Source organism: Pseudomonas sp. ADAK7 (genome assembly GCF_012935675.1).
Taxonomy (GTDB): domain Bacteria; phylum Pseudomonadota; class Gammaproteobacteria; order Pseudomonadales; family Pseudomonadaceae; genus Aquipseudomonas.
The window spans coordinates 6,886,905-6,902,358 of record NZ_CP052861.1 but is presented as its reverse complement, the minus strand read 5'-3'; the positions used below and the strand labels follow the sequence as shown (position 1 = coordinate 6,902,358).

Below are 15,454 nucleotides of genomic sequence, written 5' to 3'. Positions count from 1 at the left end.
TTGCGTGCCAGATCGCGTCCTCGGCGTTCATGTCATTGATTGGAATGCTTTATTGGGAAAACCGAGTCGCAGGGCAACTGTTTGGCAGGCGCGGGGAACGAGTTGAAATGACTCAGCAGGCGCCTGGTCTGGCGCAAAAAGGTGCACGGGGTAACACGCGCTTGCGTGTAAAGTAGCAGCCATAAAATCATAATCAGGAACCGACTATGACCGTGGCTAAATCCTCTTTCGACATCAGCGCCAACTTCGACAGCGGCAACATCGAAGTGCTGGACATCAGTAATCCACTGCAAGCCCTGCTGGCGATCAAGCCGGACACCCGCAGCCAGCATTTCCAGTGGTTCCACTTCAAGGCCAGCGGCCTGCATGTCGGTCAAGAGCATTGGTTTCGCCTGAACAACGCCAGCAAATCCTCGTACCACAAAGCCTGGGACGGTTATCAGGCCGTGGCGTCCTACGACCACGTCAACTGGTTCCGGGTACCGACCATCTTCGAAGGCGACTGCCTGCGTTTCAGCCTCGAAGCCACGGCCACCCACGCCTGGTTTGCCTACTTCGAACCTTATAGCCGCGGTCGCCATGACTGGCTGATCGAGCAGGCGCTGACCAAGGCTGGCACCGAGTTGCTGGCCACCGGCAAAAGCGCCGAAGGTCGCGACATTCAGTTGTTGCGCAAAGGCACGGGCGCCGAAGGCCAGCGCAAGGTCTGGATCATCGCGCAACAGCATCCCGGCGAGCACATGGCCGAGTGGTTCATGGAAGGCGTGATCGAACGCCTGGAAAAACACGACGACCCGGTACTGAACAAACTCCTGGCCAGTGCCGACCTGTATCTGGTGCCGAACATGAACCCGGACGGCGCCTTCCACGGTCACCTGCGCACCAACGCCATGGGCCAGGACCTCAATCGTGCCTGGCAGAGCGCCAGTCAGGACGTCAGCCCGGAAGTGTTTTTCGTACAGCAGCAGATGGAAAAGTACGGCGTCGATCTGTTCCTCGACATCCATGGCGATGAGGAAATCCCCTACGTGTTCACCGCCGGTTGCGAAGGCAACCCTGGTTACACGCCGCGGCTCGAGAAGCTCGAAACGCACTTCCGCGATCATTTGAAGCACCTGACCAAGGACTTCCAGACCAAGCATGGTTACACCCGCGATTTGCCGGGCAAAGCCAACATGACGTTGGCCTGTAACAGCGTTGGCGAGAAGTTTGATTGCCTGTCGCTGACCCTGGAGATGCCGTTCAAGGACAACAACGATGCGCCGAATGCGCTGACGGGTTGGTCGGGCAAGCGTTCCAAGCAGTTGGGTAAAGACGTGCTGACCACCATTGCTGAGATGGTGGGTACGTTGCGCTAAGATCAAAAGATCGCAGCCTTCGGCAGTTCCTGCGAAGGCGCGATCTTTATTCGGCTGCCACCCGCACACAATCCTCCGGCCCCAACAACCGCCCATCCTCGGCACGCAATTCCAACGCTCGCACCGGCCGCCCCTGTTCACGATCAACCACCCGTGAATGCGCTTCCCCCGCCTCAAAGAAAAACGCCTCGCCCCACTGCCGCAAGCCGATGATCAACGGGAACAGGCCTTGGCCCTTCTCCGTCAGCACGTATTCCTGATACGCACTGCCATCCGACGCCGGCACCAGATCGAAAATCCCGTGGGCCACCAACGTGCGCAATCGCGCCGAGAGGATGTTCTTGGCCATGCCCAAATTGCGCTGAAACTCGCCAAACCGGCGAATGCCATCAAACGCATCGCGCACGATCAGCAACGACCACCAATCGCCAATGGCATCCAGTGAACGGGCGACCGGGCATTCGGCGCCTTGCATGCTTGTTCGTTTGACCATGATCGCGCTCGCTGACAACAAATGTGGTTGCAATATAAAACCAGCCTCTCTACCGTACAAGTGGTTTTATTTTGAAACCACATCAGGAGTCTGGCATGAAGCCCAATCAACCCTTGAACAGCGGCGTGGTGCTGCTGTTCGCTGTCGCTTGCGGCCTGGCCGTCGGCAACGTGTATTACGCCCAACCGCTGCTCGATGCCATGGCCGAGGCCTTTGCCATGAACCCGGCGACCATCGGCATCGTCGTCACCCTGACTCAGGTCGGTTATGGCGTGGGGTTGTTGTTGCTGGTGCCGCTCGGCGACCTGCTCAACCGGCGGCGCTTGATCGTCACGCAAACGCTGTTGTCGGCGCTGGCGTTGTTGATGATCGCGTTCGCGCAGAACAGCATTTGGCTGCTGATCGGCATGGCGTTGACCGGGTTGTTGGCGGTGGTGACGCAGGTACTGGTGGCGTACGCGGCGACCCTGGCGATTCCAGCCCAGCGCGGACGTGTGGTGGGCGTGGTCACCAGCGGCATCGTTGTCGGCATTTTGCTTGCGCGCACCGTGGCGGGTGGCATGGCCGATTTGGCCGGTTGGCGTTCGATTTATCTGCTTTCGGCGGGGTTGACCCTGGTGATGGCGCTGCTGTTGTTTCGCGTGCTGCCCAAACAGGAAGCTCCGCAACCTTCCCACACTTACTCAGCACTGATCGGCTCGGTCTTCACCTTGTTCAAGGAAGAACCGGTGCTGCGTCAACGGGCGATCCTCGCCCTGCTGACCTTTGCCAGCGCCATGGTGTTGTGGACGCCCATGGTCTTGCCGCTGAGCGCCCCGCCGCTGTCGTTGTCCCACACGCAAATCGGATTATTCGGACTGGCCGGTGCGGCAGGCGCACTCGCGGCGGCACGCGCCGGGCATCTGGCTGATCGGGGTCTGGGGCAATGGACCAGCGGTCTGTCGCTGTTGTTGATGCTGGGTTCGTGGCTGCCCATCGCCTTCACCCAGTCCTCGTTGTGGGCGTTGTTGCTTGGGGTCATCACGCTGGACTTGGGGTTACAAGCGGTGCACGTCACCAGCCAGAGCATGATCTACAGCGTGCGGCCCGAAGCGCAAAGTCGACTGACCGCCGGATACATGCTGTTTTATTCGATTGGCAGTGCGTTGGGCTCGATTGGCTCGACGGCGATGTTTGCGTGGGGTGGGTGGATGGGTGTGTGCGTATTGGGGGCCGGGATCAACGCCGTGGCGTTGATTTATTGGTGGCGGACCCTGGCCACCAAGACCCAACGCCTCACACAACCTGTGTAGCAGCTGCCGAGCTGCGCGAGGCTGCGTTCGGCGGCGAAGCCGTCGTCAATCCTGCCACCGTGGTACACCTGAAAAACCGCAGTGGCTGATTTGCGACGGCTTCGCCGCCGAACGCTGCCTCGCGGTGCTCGGCAGCTGCTACAGGGAGTCATCGGAGGAGGATCAACCGCGATCCTTACCGCGCAACATGCTATCGAGCACATCATCACGCCGCACCCAGCCATGAAACAACGCCGCCGCCAGATGCAGCAGCACTGTCAGGAACAGCAGATACGCCAGATACCCATGGGCCTTGCGCAACACGGCAAACACCTGCGCATTCGCCGGCACAATCGACGGCAACTGCAGGGAATTGCTGAGCATCACCGGGTCGCCGGCAGCGGAAATCATCGCCCAACCCAGCAGCGGCAAAATCAGCATCAAGGCGTAAAGCAACACATGCGATGCCTTGGCCGCCAGCGCCTGCCAGCCCGGCAGGTCCGCCGGCAGCGGTGGCTGTTCAGTGGAAAAGCGCACGACCAAACGCACAATCACCAGCAGCAGAATCGCAATGCCCAAGGGTTTGTGCAGGTGAATCAGCCACTCATGACGCTCGGACACCGAGGCCACCATGCCCGCGCCGATAAACAGCATCGCAATGACCATCAACGCCATCAGCCAGTGCAGCAGGCGCGCCAGCGGGACGAAATGCTTGGGTTGGGCGCTCATTGTTGAGCCTCCTGTTTGGCGGCGGGCAACTGATTCACTTCGCTGGTGCGACGCAGGTAGGAACTGGCGTAACCGGCGGAACGCGCGGCGAGCAGCGGGTCGTCGGAGCCTTCGATCCCGGCCGGCAGCACCAGCGGGTCGTAGTTGATGTCACGGCACTCGCCATTGAGTTGCGGCTGGGTCGCATCGAGCACCAGGGTCCCGGCGTTAATCACTTTGCGGCCCTCGGGCCAGGTCTTGCTGGCGTCATTCACCGGATCACCAGGGTTGGCCAGGGTGATGTTCAACTTAAAGCGCAGTGGTCCTGCGGCAATTTTCTGCACCAGGTCTTTCTCCAGGAAATCCGCGCCTTCAGGCGCCGTGGCACCCGCCGCGTCCTGCGCCACCGGGATCATGCTCCAACGCACCGCCTGCTTCTGCCCGGACGCATTCACCAGGTAAAACGCATTGATGCTGTTGTAGGTTTCCGTCACGTAACTGGCGGACGGCTTGGCGGTTTTGATCCAGGCCAGGAATGGCCCTGCTTCCGGGTGCGAACCAAAGAACGCCGGCACCGCCGCCGGATCAGGTTTACCGGTGGCCGGATCCGGTGATTGCGCCTGTTGCAACTGATAGAACGCCTCGGGCGTGCCCACCGGGAACACCGGCATGCTGTTCATCCCGGTGCGCCACTGTTGGCCGTTGGCCTGGGTGAAACGCAGCGCCAGGCTGCGAATCGGCACAGCACTGTCCGGCGCATACGGGTTACCGGCCGGCAAGGCGAATCGTCCGACCACCGGAGTCCGCGCGTCATTGAACACTTGCGCACTGGAATAGCTGCGCGCTTCGCCACTGCTCTCGAAGTGCCCGATCACGCACACGCCTTTGGAGTGGTTACGCCGGAACCCCGGGTGCACACCGTTGTTGGTTTCCAGCACATTGATCAGCTTTTTCGGCGTCAGGCGTTGTGGGTCGAAGGTGCCGTTGACGTAGGCAAAAGCCCCGGCGATGGCCGCGACGACAACGCCGATGCCGGCCAGACGTGCGACCAGACTGGCGGTACTCAGCGGCGGCCGATTGGGCGGTGTTGAGCGATCTACCATGAAAGACTCCAGGGCCATCGGCCACAAGTGAGAAGAACCAAGCAGACGCACCCCGTGCAGGTTTATTCCATCGGCCGGTATTTATTTTTTCGGGCGTGGAATAACCTTCAGTACCGGGCGTCTTCCTAGTCCAAAGCGTAGTGACTAGTCAGAAACTCATGAACGATATCGACGAACAGCTCAGAGAAATCATTCCCAGATTGCGCCGGTTTGCCGTGTCGTTGACGCGCAACCCCAGCAGCGCCGACGATCTGGTCCAGGCCAGCCTCGAGCGGGCGCTGTCGAGCTGGAGCGACAAACGCCCCGAGGGCGATTTGCGGGCCTGGTTGTTTTCGATCCTCTATCGGCAGTTTCTCGACGCGCACCGGCGCTCTCGACGTTATGCGCGGATGCTCGAGTTCTTTACCGGACGCGACGATGCGCAACCCTCGGCCGAGCGCACCGTGATCGCCCAAACCACCCTGCAAGCCTTCGACCAGCTCAACACCGAACAGCGCGCCTTGCTGCTGTGGGTGTCGGTGGAAGGCCTGACGTATAAAGAGGTCGCCGAGATTCTCGGCGTCCCGACTGGCACCGTGATGTCCCGCCTGTCCCGCGCCCGCCAGGCCTTGCGCGAACTCAGCGATGGCGAAATCAGCCGCCCTTCCCTGCGGAGACTCAAATGATCAGCATGCCCCCAAGCGAGCGTGACCTGCACGCCTACATCGATCACCAACTCAACGATGCCGACCGACGTCTGGTGGAGACTTTTCTGGCCAGCAATGCGGAAGTTTCCGAACAAGTGCGGGCCTGGCAGCAGGATGCCCAGCAATTGCGCGCGGCGTTAAGTGGTGCGTTGCAGCAAGCGGCCAATCCGGACCTCGATCCCGTGGTGATTCGCCAGCGCCTCAAGCGTCAGTCCCGGCGCCATCTGGCCAGCGCCGCGGTGTTGTTGATCGCGGTCAGCGTCGGTGGCATCAGTGGCTGGCAGGCGCGGGAAATGACCCTGCTCAGCACCCAGGCGCCGATGGCCGATGCCATGCAGGCCTACCGTTTGTTTGCCCAGCAAGGCATGTTGCCGGCGGATTACAAGGTCAGTGATGACGGCGACATGCAGCGCTGGCTCGACCGCTATTTCACCCAGGCCAACCGCTTGCCGGACCTGGCGGGTGCCGGGTTCAAACCGGTCAGCGGACGCTTGCTCAGCACCGAGCAAGGGCCGGCGGCGATGGTGGTTTATGAAGATGCGGGCGGGCACAAGATCAGCTTCTACGTCCGCCCGCCGGGGCCGAAAAATTACCTGCTGCCACGGGGCAGTCGCAGCGATGGCGAGTTGCAGGCCGAGTATTGGTCGGGGGCCGGGTACAACTACGCGATGGTCAGCCCGAGCGATACGGCGGCGGCGCGGATGCTCAAGCAAACCGTGAACTTCTGACCCTGATCGTTCCCACGCTCCGCGTGGGAATGCAGCCCGGGACGCTCCGCGTCCCTTCCCGGCGCTGGAACGCGGAGCGTCCCTTGAGGCATTCCCACGCGGAGCGTGGGAACGATCATCAGGCCTGCCCAAACACTTGCGAGGGCCTGCGCAACAACGGATCAAACGGATTAATCCGCGGCCCGATCAGCGCCGCCTCACGCTTCAACATCTCCACCACCGTCGGCAACCGATCCGGCCCCAACCGATCACTGACCGTGGCCACACTCAACGCCGCCACCGCCCGCCCATCACGATCCAGAATCGGCACCGCGACCCCGGCCATGCCTTGCAACACGCCAGTGTTACGCCCGGCATACCCCAACGCGCGCACGCTCTCCACTTCCGAACGCAGGAACACCTCGTCATACAGGTGAAAGTCCTTGAGTCGCGGCAAGTTGTAATGAATCACCGTGTCCCGCTCTTCTTCAGGCAGAAACGCCAGGATCGCCAGACTTCCCTGCCCAACCCCCAGCGCCACGCGCCCGCCGATGTCGCCGGTAAAAGTGCGAATCGGAAACGGCCCTTCACTGCGATCCAGACAGATCGCATCAAAACCACTGCGCGCCAGCAAAAACAACGAATCCCCCAGCGATGCCGACAACCGCAGCAACGCCGGGCGCGCCAGTTCGCGCAGGTTGCCGGTGTTGCCCGCACGGGCGGCCAGGGCGAAGAAATCCAGGCTCAGGCGATAGCGTTTACTGCGCGCATCCTGCTCGACCATGCCCTCGTCCATCAGGCTGCGCAGCAAGCGGTGCGTAGTCGGTTGCGACAACCCGATGCGCTGGGCCAATTGCGTCACACGCTCGCCACCCTCGACCGTATCGCCGAGGCTGCGCAGCACCGCAAACAGTCGGGAGACGGCGCCGACACCGACTTCATTTTTGATTTCATTCCGCTCAGTGGAATCAGGCATGGGTTTTCTCGACAATAAATTTACTCACCGAATGAAACTGAAAATAGTCATCGCTTCAGTGAAATAGGCCATTGAGCGCATCCTATTCTTCGTCCTACTCTGCGTCCATACAGGGGCGATTCGAACAACAGCGGCAGCCGACCCAAGTCGAGCGCCAACGCACCCCGCATCATCCTTTCGTATCTGCCCATACAAAAAAAAGCGCGACCCCAAGGCCGCGCATAACAATCTCAGGTGGAGCGCAGCTATGGCCTTCGTGCAACTTGAAAACCTCGGTAAACGCTACGGCGCAATCGACGCAGTCGTCGCCACCAACCTCTCGGTGGAAAAAGGCGAATTCGTGTCCCTGCTCGGCCCTTCCGGCTGCGGCAAAACCACCACGTTGCAAATGATCGCCGGCTTCGTCGACGTCAGCAGCGGCCGCATCGTGCTCGACGGTCGCGACATCACCCACGCCAAACCCGCCAGCCGTGGCCTGGGCGTGGTGTTCCAGAGCTATGCGTTGTTTCCGCACATGAGTGTGCAGGACAACGTCGCCTTCGGCCTGCGGATGCGCAAAGTGCCCAACGCCGAGTTGCAGCAACGGGTGGCTCGGGTGCTGAAACTGGTGCGCCTCAATCAACACGCCGAGCGCTATCCACGGGAATTGTCCGGTGGCCAGCGCCAACGCGTTGCACTGGCCCGGGCCTTGGTGATCGAGCCGCCAGTGCTGCTGCTCGATGAGCCGCTGTCCAACCTCGACGCCAACCTGCGCGAAGAGATGCAATTCGAGATCCGCCGCATCCAGCGCGAAGTCGGCATTACCACGCTGATGGTCACCCACGACCAATCCGAAGCGTTGTCGATCAGCGACCGCGTGGTGGTAATGCAGGCCGGGCGCATCACCCAGATCGACGCGCCGTACACCCTTTATGAACACCCGCGTACCGAGTTCATTTCCGGGTTTGTCGGCAAGGCTAATCTGTTGCCCGGCAAACGCGATGACGCGGGTGTTGTGCAAGTCAGCAGTGGCGGCGATCTGACCCTCAGCCTGCGCCCGGAAAAAATCGATCTGCGGGATAAAGATCACGGTCGGCTGCAAGGCAATATCGTCAGCCGCTTCTTCCTCGGCAGCCAATGGTTGTACGGCGTCTCCACGACCCTGGGCGAACTCAGCGTGGTGCGTCGCAACGACGGCTCGGCGCCACTGGCCGAAGGCACGGCGGTCGGCCTGGACTGGGACGCGGCGCTGCTGCGGGTACTGAGTGTCGACGAGGTGTCGGCATGAGTCTGCTCGCCAACCTCCGTCAGGGACGCCAAGGCTATCTATTGTCGGCACCGGCGCTGGCGTTGTATGTGTGCCTGCTGGTCATTCCTTTAGCGCTGACGCTGGTGCTGTCGTTCAACGTCTTCGACTACAGCTCGGGGATCAACAGCAACGCCTACACCCTCGATCACTACAGCAGCCTGCTGGGCGATCCGTACTTCTACGAAATCTTCCTGCGTACGTTCTGGATCAGCGGTTTGACCACGCTGCTATGTGTGGTGATCGGCGTGCCTGAGGCTTACATCCTCAGCCGTATGGGCGCGCCGTGGCGCTCGATTTTCCTGATTCTGATCCTCACCCCGCTGCTGATTTCGGTGGTGGTGCGCGCTTTCGGCTGGAGCCTGTTGCTCGGTGCCGATGGCCTGGTCAACCAGACCCTGCAAGCCTTCGGCGGTTCGCCGATGAAGCTGCTGTACACGCCGTTTGCGGTGGTGATTGCGCTGGTCCACGTGATGCTGCCGTTCATGATTATTCCGGTCTGGACCTCGCTGCAGAAACTCGACCCGGCCGCTGAACAAGCCGCGTTGTCCCTCGGTGCCAGCCACCTCACGGTGATGCGCAAAGTGGTGCTGCCGCAAATCATGCCCGGCGTGTTGTCCGGCACCTTGATCGTGTTCGGCCTCGCTGCCAGCTCCTTCGCCATTCCCGGTTTGCTCGGCGGACGACGCTTGAAAATGGTCGCGACGCTGATCTACGACCAGTACCTGTCGGAGCTGAACTGGCCGATGGGCGCGGCGATTGCCGTGGCCCTGCTGTTGCTCAACCTGCTGATCATGCTGTCGTGGAACCGGATGATCGAAGGCCGCTACAAGAAGTCATTGGGATAACTCGACATGTCCAAGAACGGTCCTTTCGCCCTGCTGTTTCATGCCCTGGTGGTGCTGTTCATGCTGGCGCCGCTGGTGGTGGTGTGCCTGGTGGCTTTCACTCCGGAAAACACCCTGAGCCTGCCGACGACGAACTTCTCGTTGCGTTGGTTTCGTGCGGTTTTTGAACGCGCCGATTTTGTCGATGCGTTCTACAACAGCCTGATCCTGGCGTTCTGCGCCGCGACCTTGGCGACGCTGATTGCGGTGCCGGCGGCGCTGGCCATCACCCGCTATGAGTTTCCCGGACGCGGCTTTTTCAATGGCCTGTTCCTGTCGCCGATCATCATTCCGCACTTGGTTTTAGGCGTCGCACTGCTGCGCCTGTTTGCGCTGATGGGCGTGAATGGCAGCTTCGGCTGGCTGATCTTCGCCCATGTGCTGGTGATCACGCCGTATGTGCTGCGACTGGTATTGGCGTCGGCGATTGGCCTGGACCGCAGCGCCGAACACGCCGCGCAATCCTTGGGCGCCGGGCGCTTCACGCTGTTCAAGCAAATCACCTTGCCGATGATCTTGCCCGGTGTCGCCGGTGGCTGGCTGTTGGCGTTTATCAACAGCTTCGACGAGGTGACGTTGTCGATTTTCGTCACCTCGCCGGCCACGCAAACCTTGCCGGTGCGGATGTACGTGTACGCCACCGAATCCATCGATCCGATGATGGCGGCGGTGTCGGCTCTGGTGATCGGCCTGACCGCATTGACGATGATTCTGCTCGACCGGGTCTATGGCCTGGATCGGGTTTTGGTGGGCAAACAATGAGGGCGCCATGGCTCTGCTGAAACGACTGGCCGAAGGCGACCGCCCGGCCCTGGACTTTGTCCTCGACGGCCAACCGGCCACCGCCCTGCTCGGCGACACCGTGCTGACGGCGGTGCTGACCTGCAGCGACCACCTGCGCGGCAGCGACTTCAGCGCCGAGCCTCGCGCCGGGTTCTGTCTGATGGGCGCGTGCCAGGACTGCTGGGTGCGTTTGGGTGATGGCCGCCGGGTGCGCGCCTGCTCGACATTGCTTGAGGCCGGGCACCAGATCAACCGTGAACCGGGGCGCTTGATATGAATCCCGTGATCATCATCGGCGCCGGCCCCGCAGGTATCCGTGCCGCACAAACCCTGGTCGCTCATGGCGTGCGCCCGATCCTGCTGGACGAAGCCGCGCGCGGCGGCGGGCAGATTTATCGGCGGCAACCGGCGAACTTCAAGCGTTCGGCGGTCAAGCTGTATGGCTTCGAAGCGCACAAAGCCAATGCGATCCATCAAACCCTCGACGCCCTGCGCGAGCAACTCGACTACCGCCCCGAAACCCTGGTGTGGAACGCCGAGGCCGGTGCGCTCGACACGTTGCAGGATGGCCGCGCCACACGCCTGGCGTTCTCCCGGGTGATCGTCGCCACCGGCGCCACTGACCGGATTCTGCCGGTGCCGGGCTGGACCTTGCCGGGGGTCTACAGCCTCGGCGCGGCGCAGATTGCGCTGAAGTTTCAGGGCTGCGCCATCGGTGAACGGGTGGTGTTCGCTGGCAGCGGACCGTTGCTGTACCTGGTGGCGTATCAGTACGCCAAGGCCGGGGCGAAGGTCGTCGCGGTGCTCGACAGTTCGCCCTTCAGCCAACAGGCCCGCGCCCTGCCCGGCCTGCTGGCACAACCGGCAACCCTGGCCAAAGGCATTTATTACCGCAGTTGGCTGACCGCCCATGGCATCCCGGTGCATCAGGGGGCCAGCCTGGTTCAGGTCAACGGCGAACAACGGGTGCAATCGCTGAACTGGCGCAACGCAAAGGGCTCCCAGCAAATCGACTGCGACGCCGTCGCCTTCGCCCATGGCCTGCGCAGCGAAACCCAGCTCGCCGACCTGCTTGGCTGTGAATTCGCCTGGAACCCGCTCAACCGCGCTTGGCTACCAGAGCGCGACAGCGCCGGACGCAGCAGTGTCGCCGAGGTGTACCTGGCCGGTGATGGCGCCGGGATCATGGGCGCCGACGCGGCGGAAATGGCCGGCGAGCGTGCGGCGTTGGCGTTGCTTGAAGACAGCGGTTACCTGATCCCGCCGCAACGCAGCCATCAATTGGAACACTCCCTCAAACGCATCGGCGATTTTCGCCAAGGACTGGAGCAAGCCTTCGTCTTCCCCGAAGACTGGGCCGCCCACACCGCCGACCACCTGATTGTCTGCCGCTGCGAAGAAGTCCGCGCCGGCGAGATCCGCCAGGTGGTGCGCGAAGGCCACTGGGAGATCAATCGGGTCAAGGCCCATTGCCGGGTCGGCATGGGTCGCTGCCAGGGCCGAATGTGCGGCGCGGCGGCGGCAGAAATCATTGCCTGCGAAAGTCAGCGCAAGGTGTCGGAGATTGGCCGGTTGCGCGCGCAGTCGCCGGTCAAACCGTTGCCGTTTGGCCTGGAGGTCGAGCCATGATTGAAGTCGATGCCATCATCATTGGCGGCGGTATCGTCGGCGCCTCGGCCGCACTGTTTCTGAGCAAGGCCGGGCGCCGCGTGGCGCTTTTGGAACGGGACTTTTGCGGCTCCCACTCCAGCGGTGTGAACTACGGTGGCGTGCGCCGTCAGGGTCGCCCGCTGTCGCAACTGCCGCTGTCGCAACAGGCTCACGAACTCTGGGCGCAACTGCCGCAGTTGATCGGCATCGACGGCGAATACCAGCGCAGCGGTCACTTGAAACTGGCGCGCAGCCTCAACGATCTGCGCGCGTTGCAGGACTACGCCGCCAGCAGCCAGGGGTTCGGCCTCGACTTGCAAATCCTCGAACGCAATGAGTTGCGCGCGCGGTTTCCGTGGGTTGGCGATGTCGCGGCCGGCGCGTCGTTTTGCCCGGACGATGGCCACGCCAACCCGCGATTGGTGTCCCCGGCGTTTGCCCAAACGGCGCGGCGCCATGGTGCGCAAGTCCATGAACAATGCGCGGTGACTCGCGTCGAACACGACGGCCAGCGCTTTCACGTCAACACCGCGAGCGGCCTCGAATTCCGCGCACCGTGGCTGATGAATTGCGCCGGAGCCTGGGCCGGCAAACTCGCCGAACAGTTTGGCGAAGCGGTGCCGATGCACGCCGGGCACCCGGCGATGCTGGTCACCGAACCGTTGCCGCTGGTGATGAACGCCAGCACCGGAGTCGAGGGCGGTGGCATCTATGCCCGCCAGGTCGCGCGCGGCAACTGTGTGTTGGGCGGCGGCCAGGGTTTTGCCCTCGACGACGCCCGCGCCCGTCCCGGCCAGAACGCCGTGCTTGAGATCCTGCGGCAAGCGGTCGAGCTCTACCCGTTTCTCGAAGGCGCCCAGGCGATTCGCACCTGGAGCGGCACCGAAGGTTACTTGCCCGACCGCCAACCGGTGATCGGGCACAGCGGCACCCAGCCCGGCCTGTTGCACGGGTTTGGCTTTGCCGGCGCCGGTTTCCAGATCGGCCCGGCGGTGGGCCAGGCGCTCACCGAGATCATTTGCAGCGGCGCTTCAAAAACGTCGCTGGATGCGTTTTCCATCACCCGGTTTCACTCCATCCCAGTTGCTTGATAGAGGAAGGTCGCGCCAATGAATAACGTCAAACGCACTGCACTGCTCGGGTTGTCCTGCATGGGCGCCCTGCTCACGGTCACTCAGGCCCAGGCCGAACCGACGCTTTACCTGGGCATGAACGGTGGGACCATGGAGCGGCTCTACGCCGACAAGGTGCTGCCGGTGTTCGAGAAAGCCAACAACGTCAAAGTGGTGATCGTGCCGGGGACGTCCGCCGACATCCTGGCCAAGGTCCAGGCCAGCAAGGGCAACCCGCAACTGCACGTGATGTTCCTTGACGACGGCATCATGTACCGCGCCATCTCCATGGGCTTGTGCGACAAACTCCAGGACAGTCCGACCCTGGCGCAGATTCCGGCCAAGGGCCGGATCAAGGATGAAGCCGTGGCGGTCAGCCTCGGCGTCACCGGGCTGGCCTACAACACGCGGCTGTTCAAGGAAAAAGGCTGGGCTGCGCCGACCTCGTGGATGGACCTGGCCGACCCGCGTTTCAAGGACAAAGTGGTGTTCCAGTCCATGGCCTCCTCGACCTTCGGCCTGCATGGTTTCCTGATGTTCAACCGGATTCAGGGCGGCAGCGAAACCGATGTTGAACCGGGCTTCAAGGCCTGGCCGAACACCGTGGGGCGCAACGTGCTGGAGTACATCCCGAGCTCGGCGAAGATCTCGGAAATGCTGCAAACCGACGAAGCCGCGCTGTTTCCGCTGACGCCAACCCAAGTCACCGCGCTGAAGCTCAAGGGCATGCCGGTGGAATACGCGCAGCCGAAAGAAGGCGCCGTGGTGCTCAACGTCGCCGAATGTGCGATCGCCAACAACACCCAACCGGAACTGGCGCAAAAACTCGCGGCATTCCTGCTGACACCGGACGCGCAAGCCGCTGCGCTGGAAGATGGCGACCAGATCCCGTCCAATCCCAACACCCCGACCACCGACAAGACCCGTGGCCAGGTTGAGGCGATGAAACAGTATCTGCAAACGGCGATTGCGGTGGATTGGGATCAGGTGAACGAACAGCGCCCGGCGTGGAATGCGCGGTGGAATCGGAGTATTGAGCGGTAGTCGGTAACAGCCGAAAATCCATGGTTTCACACCGTCCCTGTAGGAGCTGCCGAAGGCTGCGATCTTTTGACTTTGATCTTCTACAAGCCTCGTCGCACTGAAGATCAAGATCAAAAGATCGCAGGCTTCGCCAGCTCCTACAGGTATATGCCGTTTTCTGTTGCGCGGGGGGCATGCCCCAACTGTATCGACACAAGTGGCAGGACAATTCCCCATCTGGTTAAACTACGCCGCCGCAGCTCGGTGAGCCGGCCTGAAGAACCCGGGGGTGACTATCGTGGCCGTTCGACCGCCAATCCGCTCGCGAAGCACACCACGCTGGCCCGCACTGCGCCGCTTGTTCGGCAAGGCTGCTGCGCCAACGGCCAGCCACCGGGTCATCCACGATTACTTCCAGCACAAGGCCCTCGCCCAGGGTTATACCCTCAGCCACAGCCAGCAGCGGGTAATCGACTGCATGGCGCAACACGCGACGACCCTGCTCGGTGCGTCGGCGAAAACCCTGCCCGGCCTGTACCTGCACGGCGCGGTCGGGCGTGGCAAAAGCTGGTTGCTGGACGGTTTTTTCCAGGCCATCCCCCTCGCGCAAAAACAGCGCCTGCACTTTCATGAGTTTTTCGCGCAACTGCATCAGGGCATGTTCAGCCATCGCGAACAACCCGATGCCTTGGCGACCACACTGGATGAGCTGCTGCAGGATTGCCGGGTGTTGTGTTTCGATGAGTTTCACGTCTACGACATCAGCGACGCGATGCTCATCTCCCGGCTGTTCAAGGCGTTGTTCCGCCGGGGCATCTTGCTGCTGGTCACCTCCAACTACCCGCCGGAAGGCTTGCTGCCCAACCCGCTCTACCACGCGCGTTTCAAACCGGTGATCGACCTGATCAACACGCGCATGCAAGTCATGGAAGTCGGCGGCCCGCATGACTACAGAAGCCAGGCCCGAACCCACGCCCAGCAAGTGTTTACCCAGGGCCACTACGTCTGGCCAGCGACGCGGGCCCAGCGCCAGGCACTGAACCTGCCGCAAAGCATTGCCCCGCTGGCGTTACCCGTCGGCACACGGCATCTGCCCGCGCGGCACTGCGACGGGCGAACCGTCGGTTTTACTTTCAGTGATCTGTGCGACCACCCGACGGCGGTCATGGATTATCTGGAACTGTGTCGGCGTTTCGATCACTGGATCATCGATGAACTGCCCACCCTGGGCGATTGTTCGATGGCGGCGCAGCAGCGGTTTATCAACCTGATCGACGTTTTGTACGATCAGGACAAGCATCTGGTGTTGCTGGGCCGGCATTCGTTGCGCGAAAGCCTGGGCGGCGATGCCATTGACCTGGCGCGCACGCGGAGTCGGCTGGGGCAGTTAGTTGAAGTTCGAGAGTCGTAGC

16 protein-coding genes are annotated in these 15,454 nt (G+C 62.1%); 12 read left to right on the top strand and 4 right to left on the bottom strand.

Features of this window, described 5'->3' with window-relative positions:
• The first annotated feature begins 206 nt into the window (after positions 1–206).
• Positions 207–1,358, top strand: a complete 1,152-nt coding sequence (locus tag HKK53_RS31520) for a M14 family metallopeptidase (protein WP_169373993.1) — start codon at positions 207–209, stop codon at positions 1,356–1,358.
• 46 nt (positions 1,359–1,404) lie between these two features.
• Here the strand turns inward: HKK53_RS31520 and HKK53_RS31515 are convergent, their stop codons facing one another.
• On the bottom strand, positions 1,405–1,851 hold the full coding sequence (locus HKK53_RS31515) for a winged helix-turn-helix transcriptional regulator (protein WP_169373992.1): 447 nt from the start codon (positions 1,849–1,851) through the stop codon (positions 1,405–1,407).
• 95 nt (positions 1,852–1,946) lie between these two features.
• Here HKK53_RS31515 and HKK53_RS31510 point away from each other — a divergent pair, with 95 nt between their 5' ends.
• On the top strand, positions 1,947–3,143 hold the full coding sequence (locus HKK53_RS31510) for an MFS transporter (RefSeq protein WP_169373991.1): 1,197 nt from the start codon (positions 1,947–1,949) through the stop codon (positions 3,141–3,143).
• Positions 3,144–3,305: 162 nt separating this feature from the next.
• On the opposite strand, the gene HKK53_RS31505 is transcribed toward HKK53_RS31510, so the two are convergent.
• Positions 3,306–3,851 (bottom strand): cytochrome b, encoded by a 546-nt coding sequence (locus tag HKK53_RS31505; protein WP_169373990.1) that lies wholly within the window; start codon positions 3,849–3,851, stop codon positions 3,306–3,308.
• On the bottom strand, positions 3,848–4,933 hold the full coding sequence (locus HKK53_RS31500; RefSeq protein ID WP_169373989.1) for a catalase family peroxidase: 1,086 nt from the start codon (positions 4,931–4,933) through the stop codon (positions 3,848–3,850). Before HKK53_RS31500 ends, HKK53_RS31505 begins: the two co-directional genes overlap by 4 nt.
• Before the next feature lie 158 nt (positions 4,934–5,091).
• Between HKK53_RS31500 and HKK53_RS31495 the strand changes: the two genes are divergently transcribed.
• A complete protein-coding gene (locus HKK53_RS31495; protein ID WP_169373988.1) occupies positions 5,092–5,598 on the top strand; it encodes an RNA polymerase sigma factor in 507 nt (168 codons plus the stop codon).
• Complete coding sequence (locus HKK53_RS31490; protein WP_169373987.1) at positions 5,595–6,347, top strand: anti-sigma factor family protein; 753 nt, start codon at positions 5,595–5,597, stop codon at positions 6,345–6,347. Before HKK53_RS31495 ends, HKK53_RS31490 begins: the two co-directional genes overlap by 4 nt.
• 118 nt (positions 6,348–6,465) lie before the next feature.
• On the opposite strand, the gene HKK53_RS31485 is transcribed toward HKK53_RS31490, so the two are convergent.
• Entirely contained in the window at positions 6,466–7,302 is an 837-nt protein-coding gene (locus HKK53_RS31485) for an IclR family transcriptional regulator (protein WP_169373986.1), read from the bottom strand.
• 247 nt (positions 7,303–7,549) lie between these two features.
• Here HKK53_RS31485 and HKK53_RS31480 point away from each other — a divergent pair, with 247 nt between their 5' ends.
• The 8 genes from HKK53_RS31480 to zapE all read left to right on the top strand — a co-directional run bounded on the left by HKK53_RS31480 (position 7,550) and on the right by zapE (position 15,453).
• The gene (locus HKK53_RS31480) at positions 7,550–8,569 is read left to right on the top strand and encodes an ABC transporter ATP-binding protein (protein WP_169373985.1); all 1,020 of its coding nucleotides are present in this window, start codon (positions 7,550–7,552) and stop codon (positions 8,567–8,569) included.
• Positions 8,566–9,435: an ABC transporter permease gene (locus HKK53_RS31475; RefSeq protein WP_169373984.1), complete on the top strand. Its 870-nt coding sequence runs from the start codon at positions 8,566–8,568 to the stop codon at positions 9,433–9,435. The genes HKK53_RS31480 and HKK53_RS31475 overlap by 4 nt, the downstream gene beginning before the upstream one ends.
• Positions 9,436–9,441: 6 nt before the next feature.
• Positions 9,442–10,236, top strand: coding sequence for an ABC transporter permease (locus tag HKK53_RS31470; RefSeq protein ID WP_054053788.1), 795 nt, complete (start codon positions 9,442–9,444; stop codon positions 10,234–10,236).
• Between the two features lie 7 nt (positions 10,237–10,243).
• On the top strand, positions 10,244–10,534 hold the full coding sequence (locus tag HKK53_RS31465; RefSeq protein ID WP_169373983.1) for a (2Fe-2S)-binding protein: 291 nt from the start codon (positions 10,244–10,246) through the stop codon (positions 10,532–10,534).
• Positions 10,531–11,886 (top strand): FAD/NAD(P)-dependent oxidoreductase, encoded by a 1,356-nt coding sequence (locus HKK53_RS31460; protein WP_169373982.1) that lies wholly within the window; start codon positions 10,531–10,533, stop codon positions 11,884–11,886. The genes HKK53_RS31465 and HKK53_RS31460 overlap by 4 nt, the downstream gene beginning before the upstream one ends.
• Entirely contained in the window at positions 11,883–12,998 is a 1,116-nt protein-coding gene (locus HKK53_RS31455; protein WP_169373981.1) for an NAD(P)/FAD-dependent oxidoreductase, read from the top strand. The genes HKK53_RS31460 and HKK53_RS31455 overlap by 4 nt, the downstream gene beginning before the upstream one ends.
• 18 nt (positions 12,999–13,016) lie before the next feature.
• A complete protein-coding gene (locus HKK53_RS31450; RefSeq protein ID WP_169373980.1) occupies positions 13,017–14,063 on the top strand; it encodes an ABC transporter substrate-binding protein in 1,047 nt (348 codons plus the stop codon).
• Positions 14,064–14,340: 277 nt separating this feature from the next.
• On the top strand, positions 14,341–15,453 hold the full coding sequence (gene zapE / locus HKK53_RS31445; RefSeq protein ID WP_169373979.1) for a cell division protein ZapE: 1,113 nt from the start codon (positions 14,341–14,343) through the stop codon (positions 15,451–15,453).
• Position 15,454 lies beyond the last annotated feature (1 nt).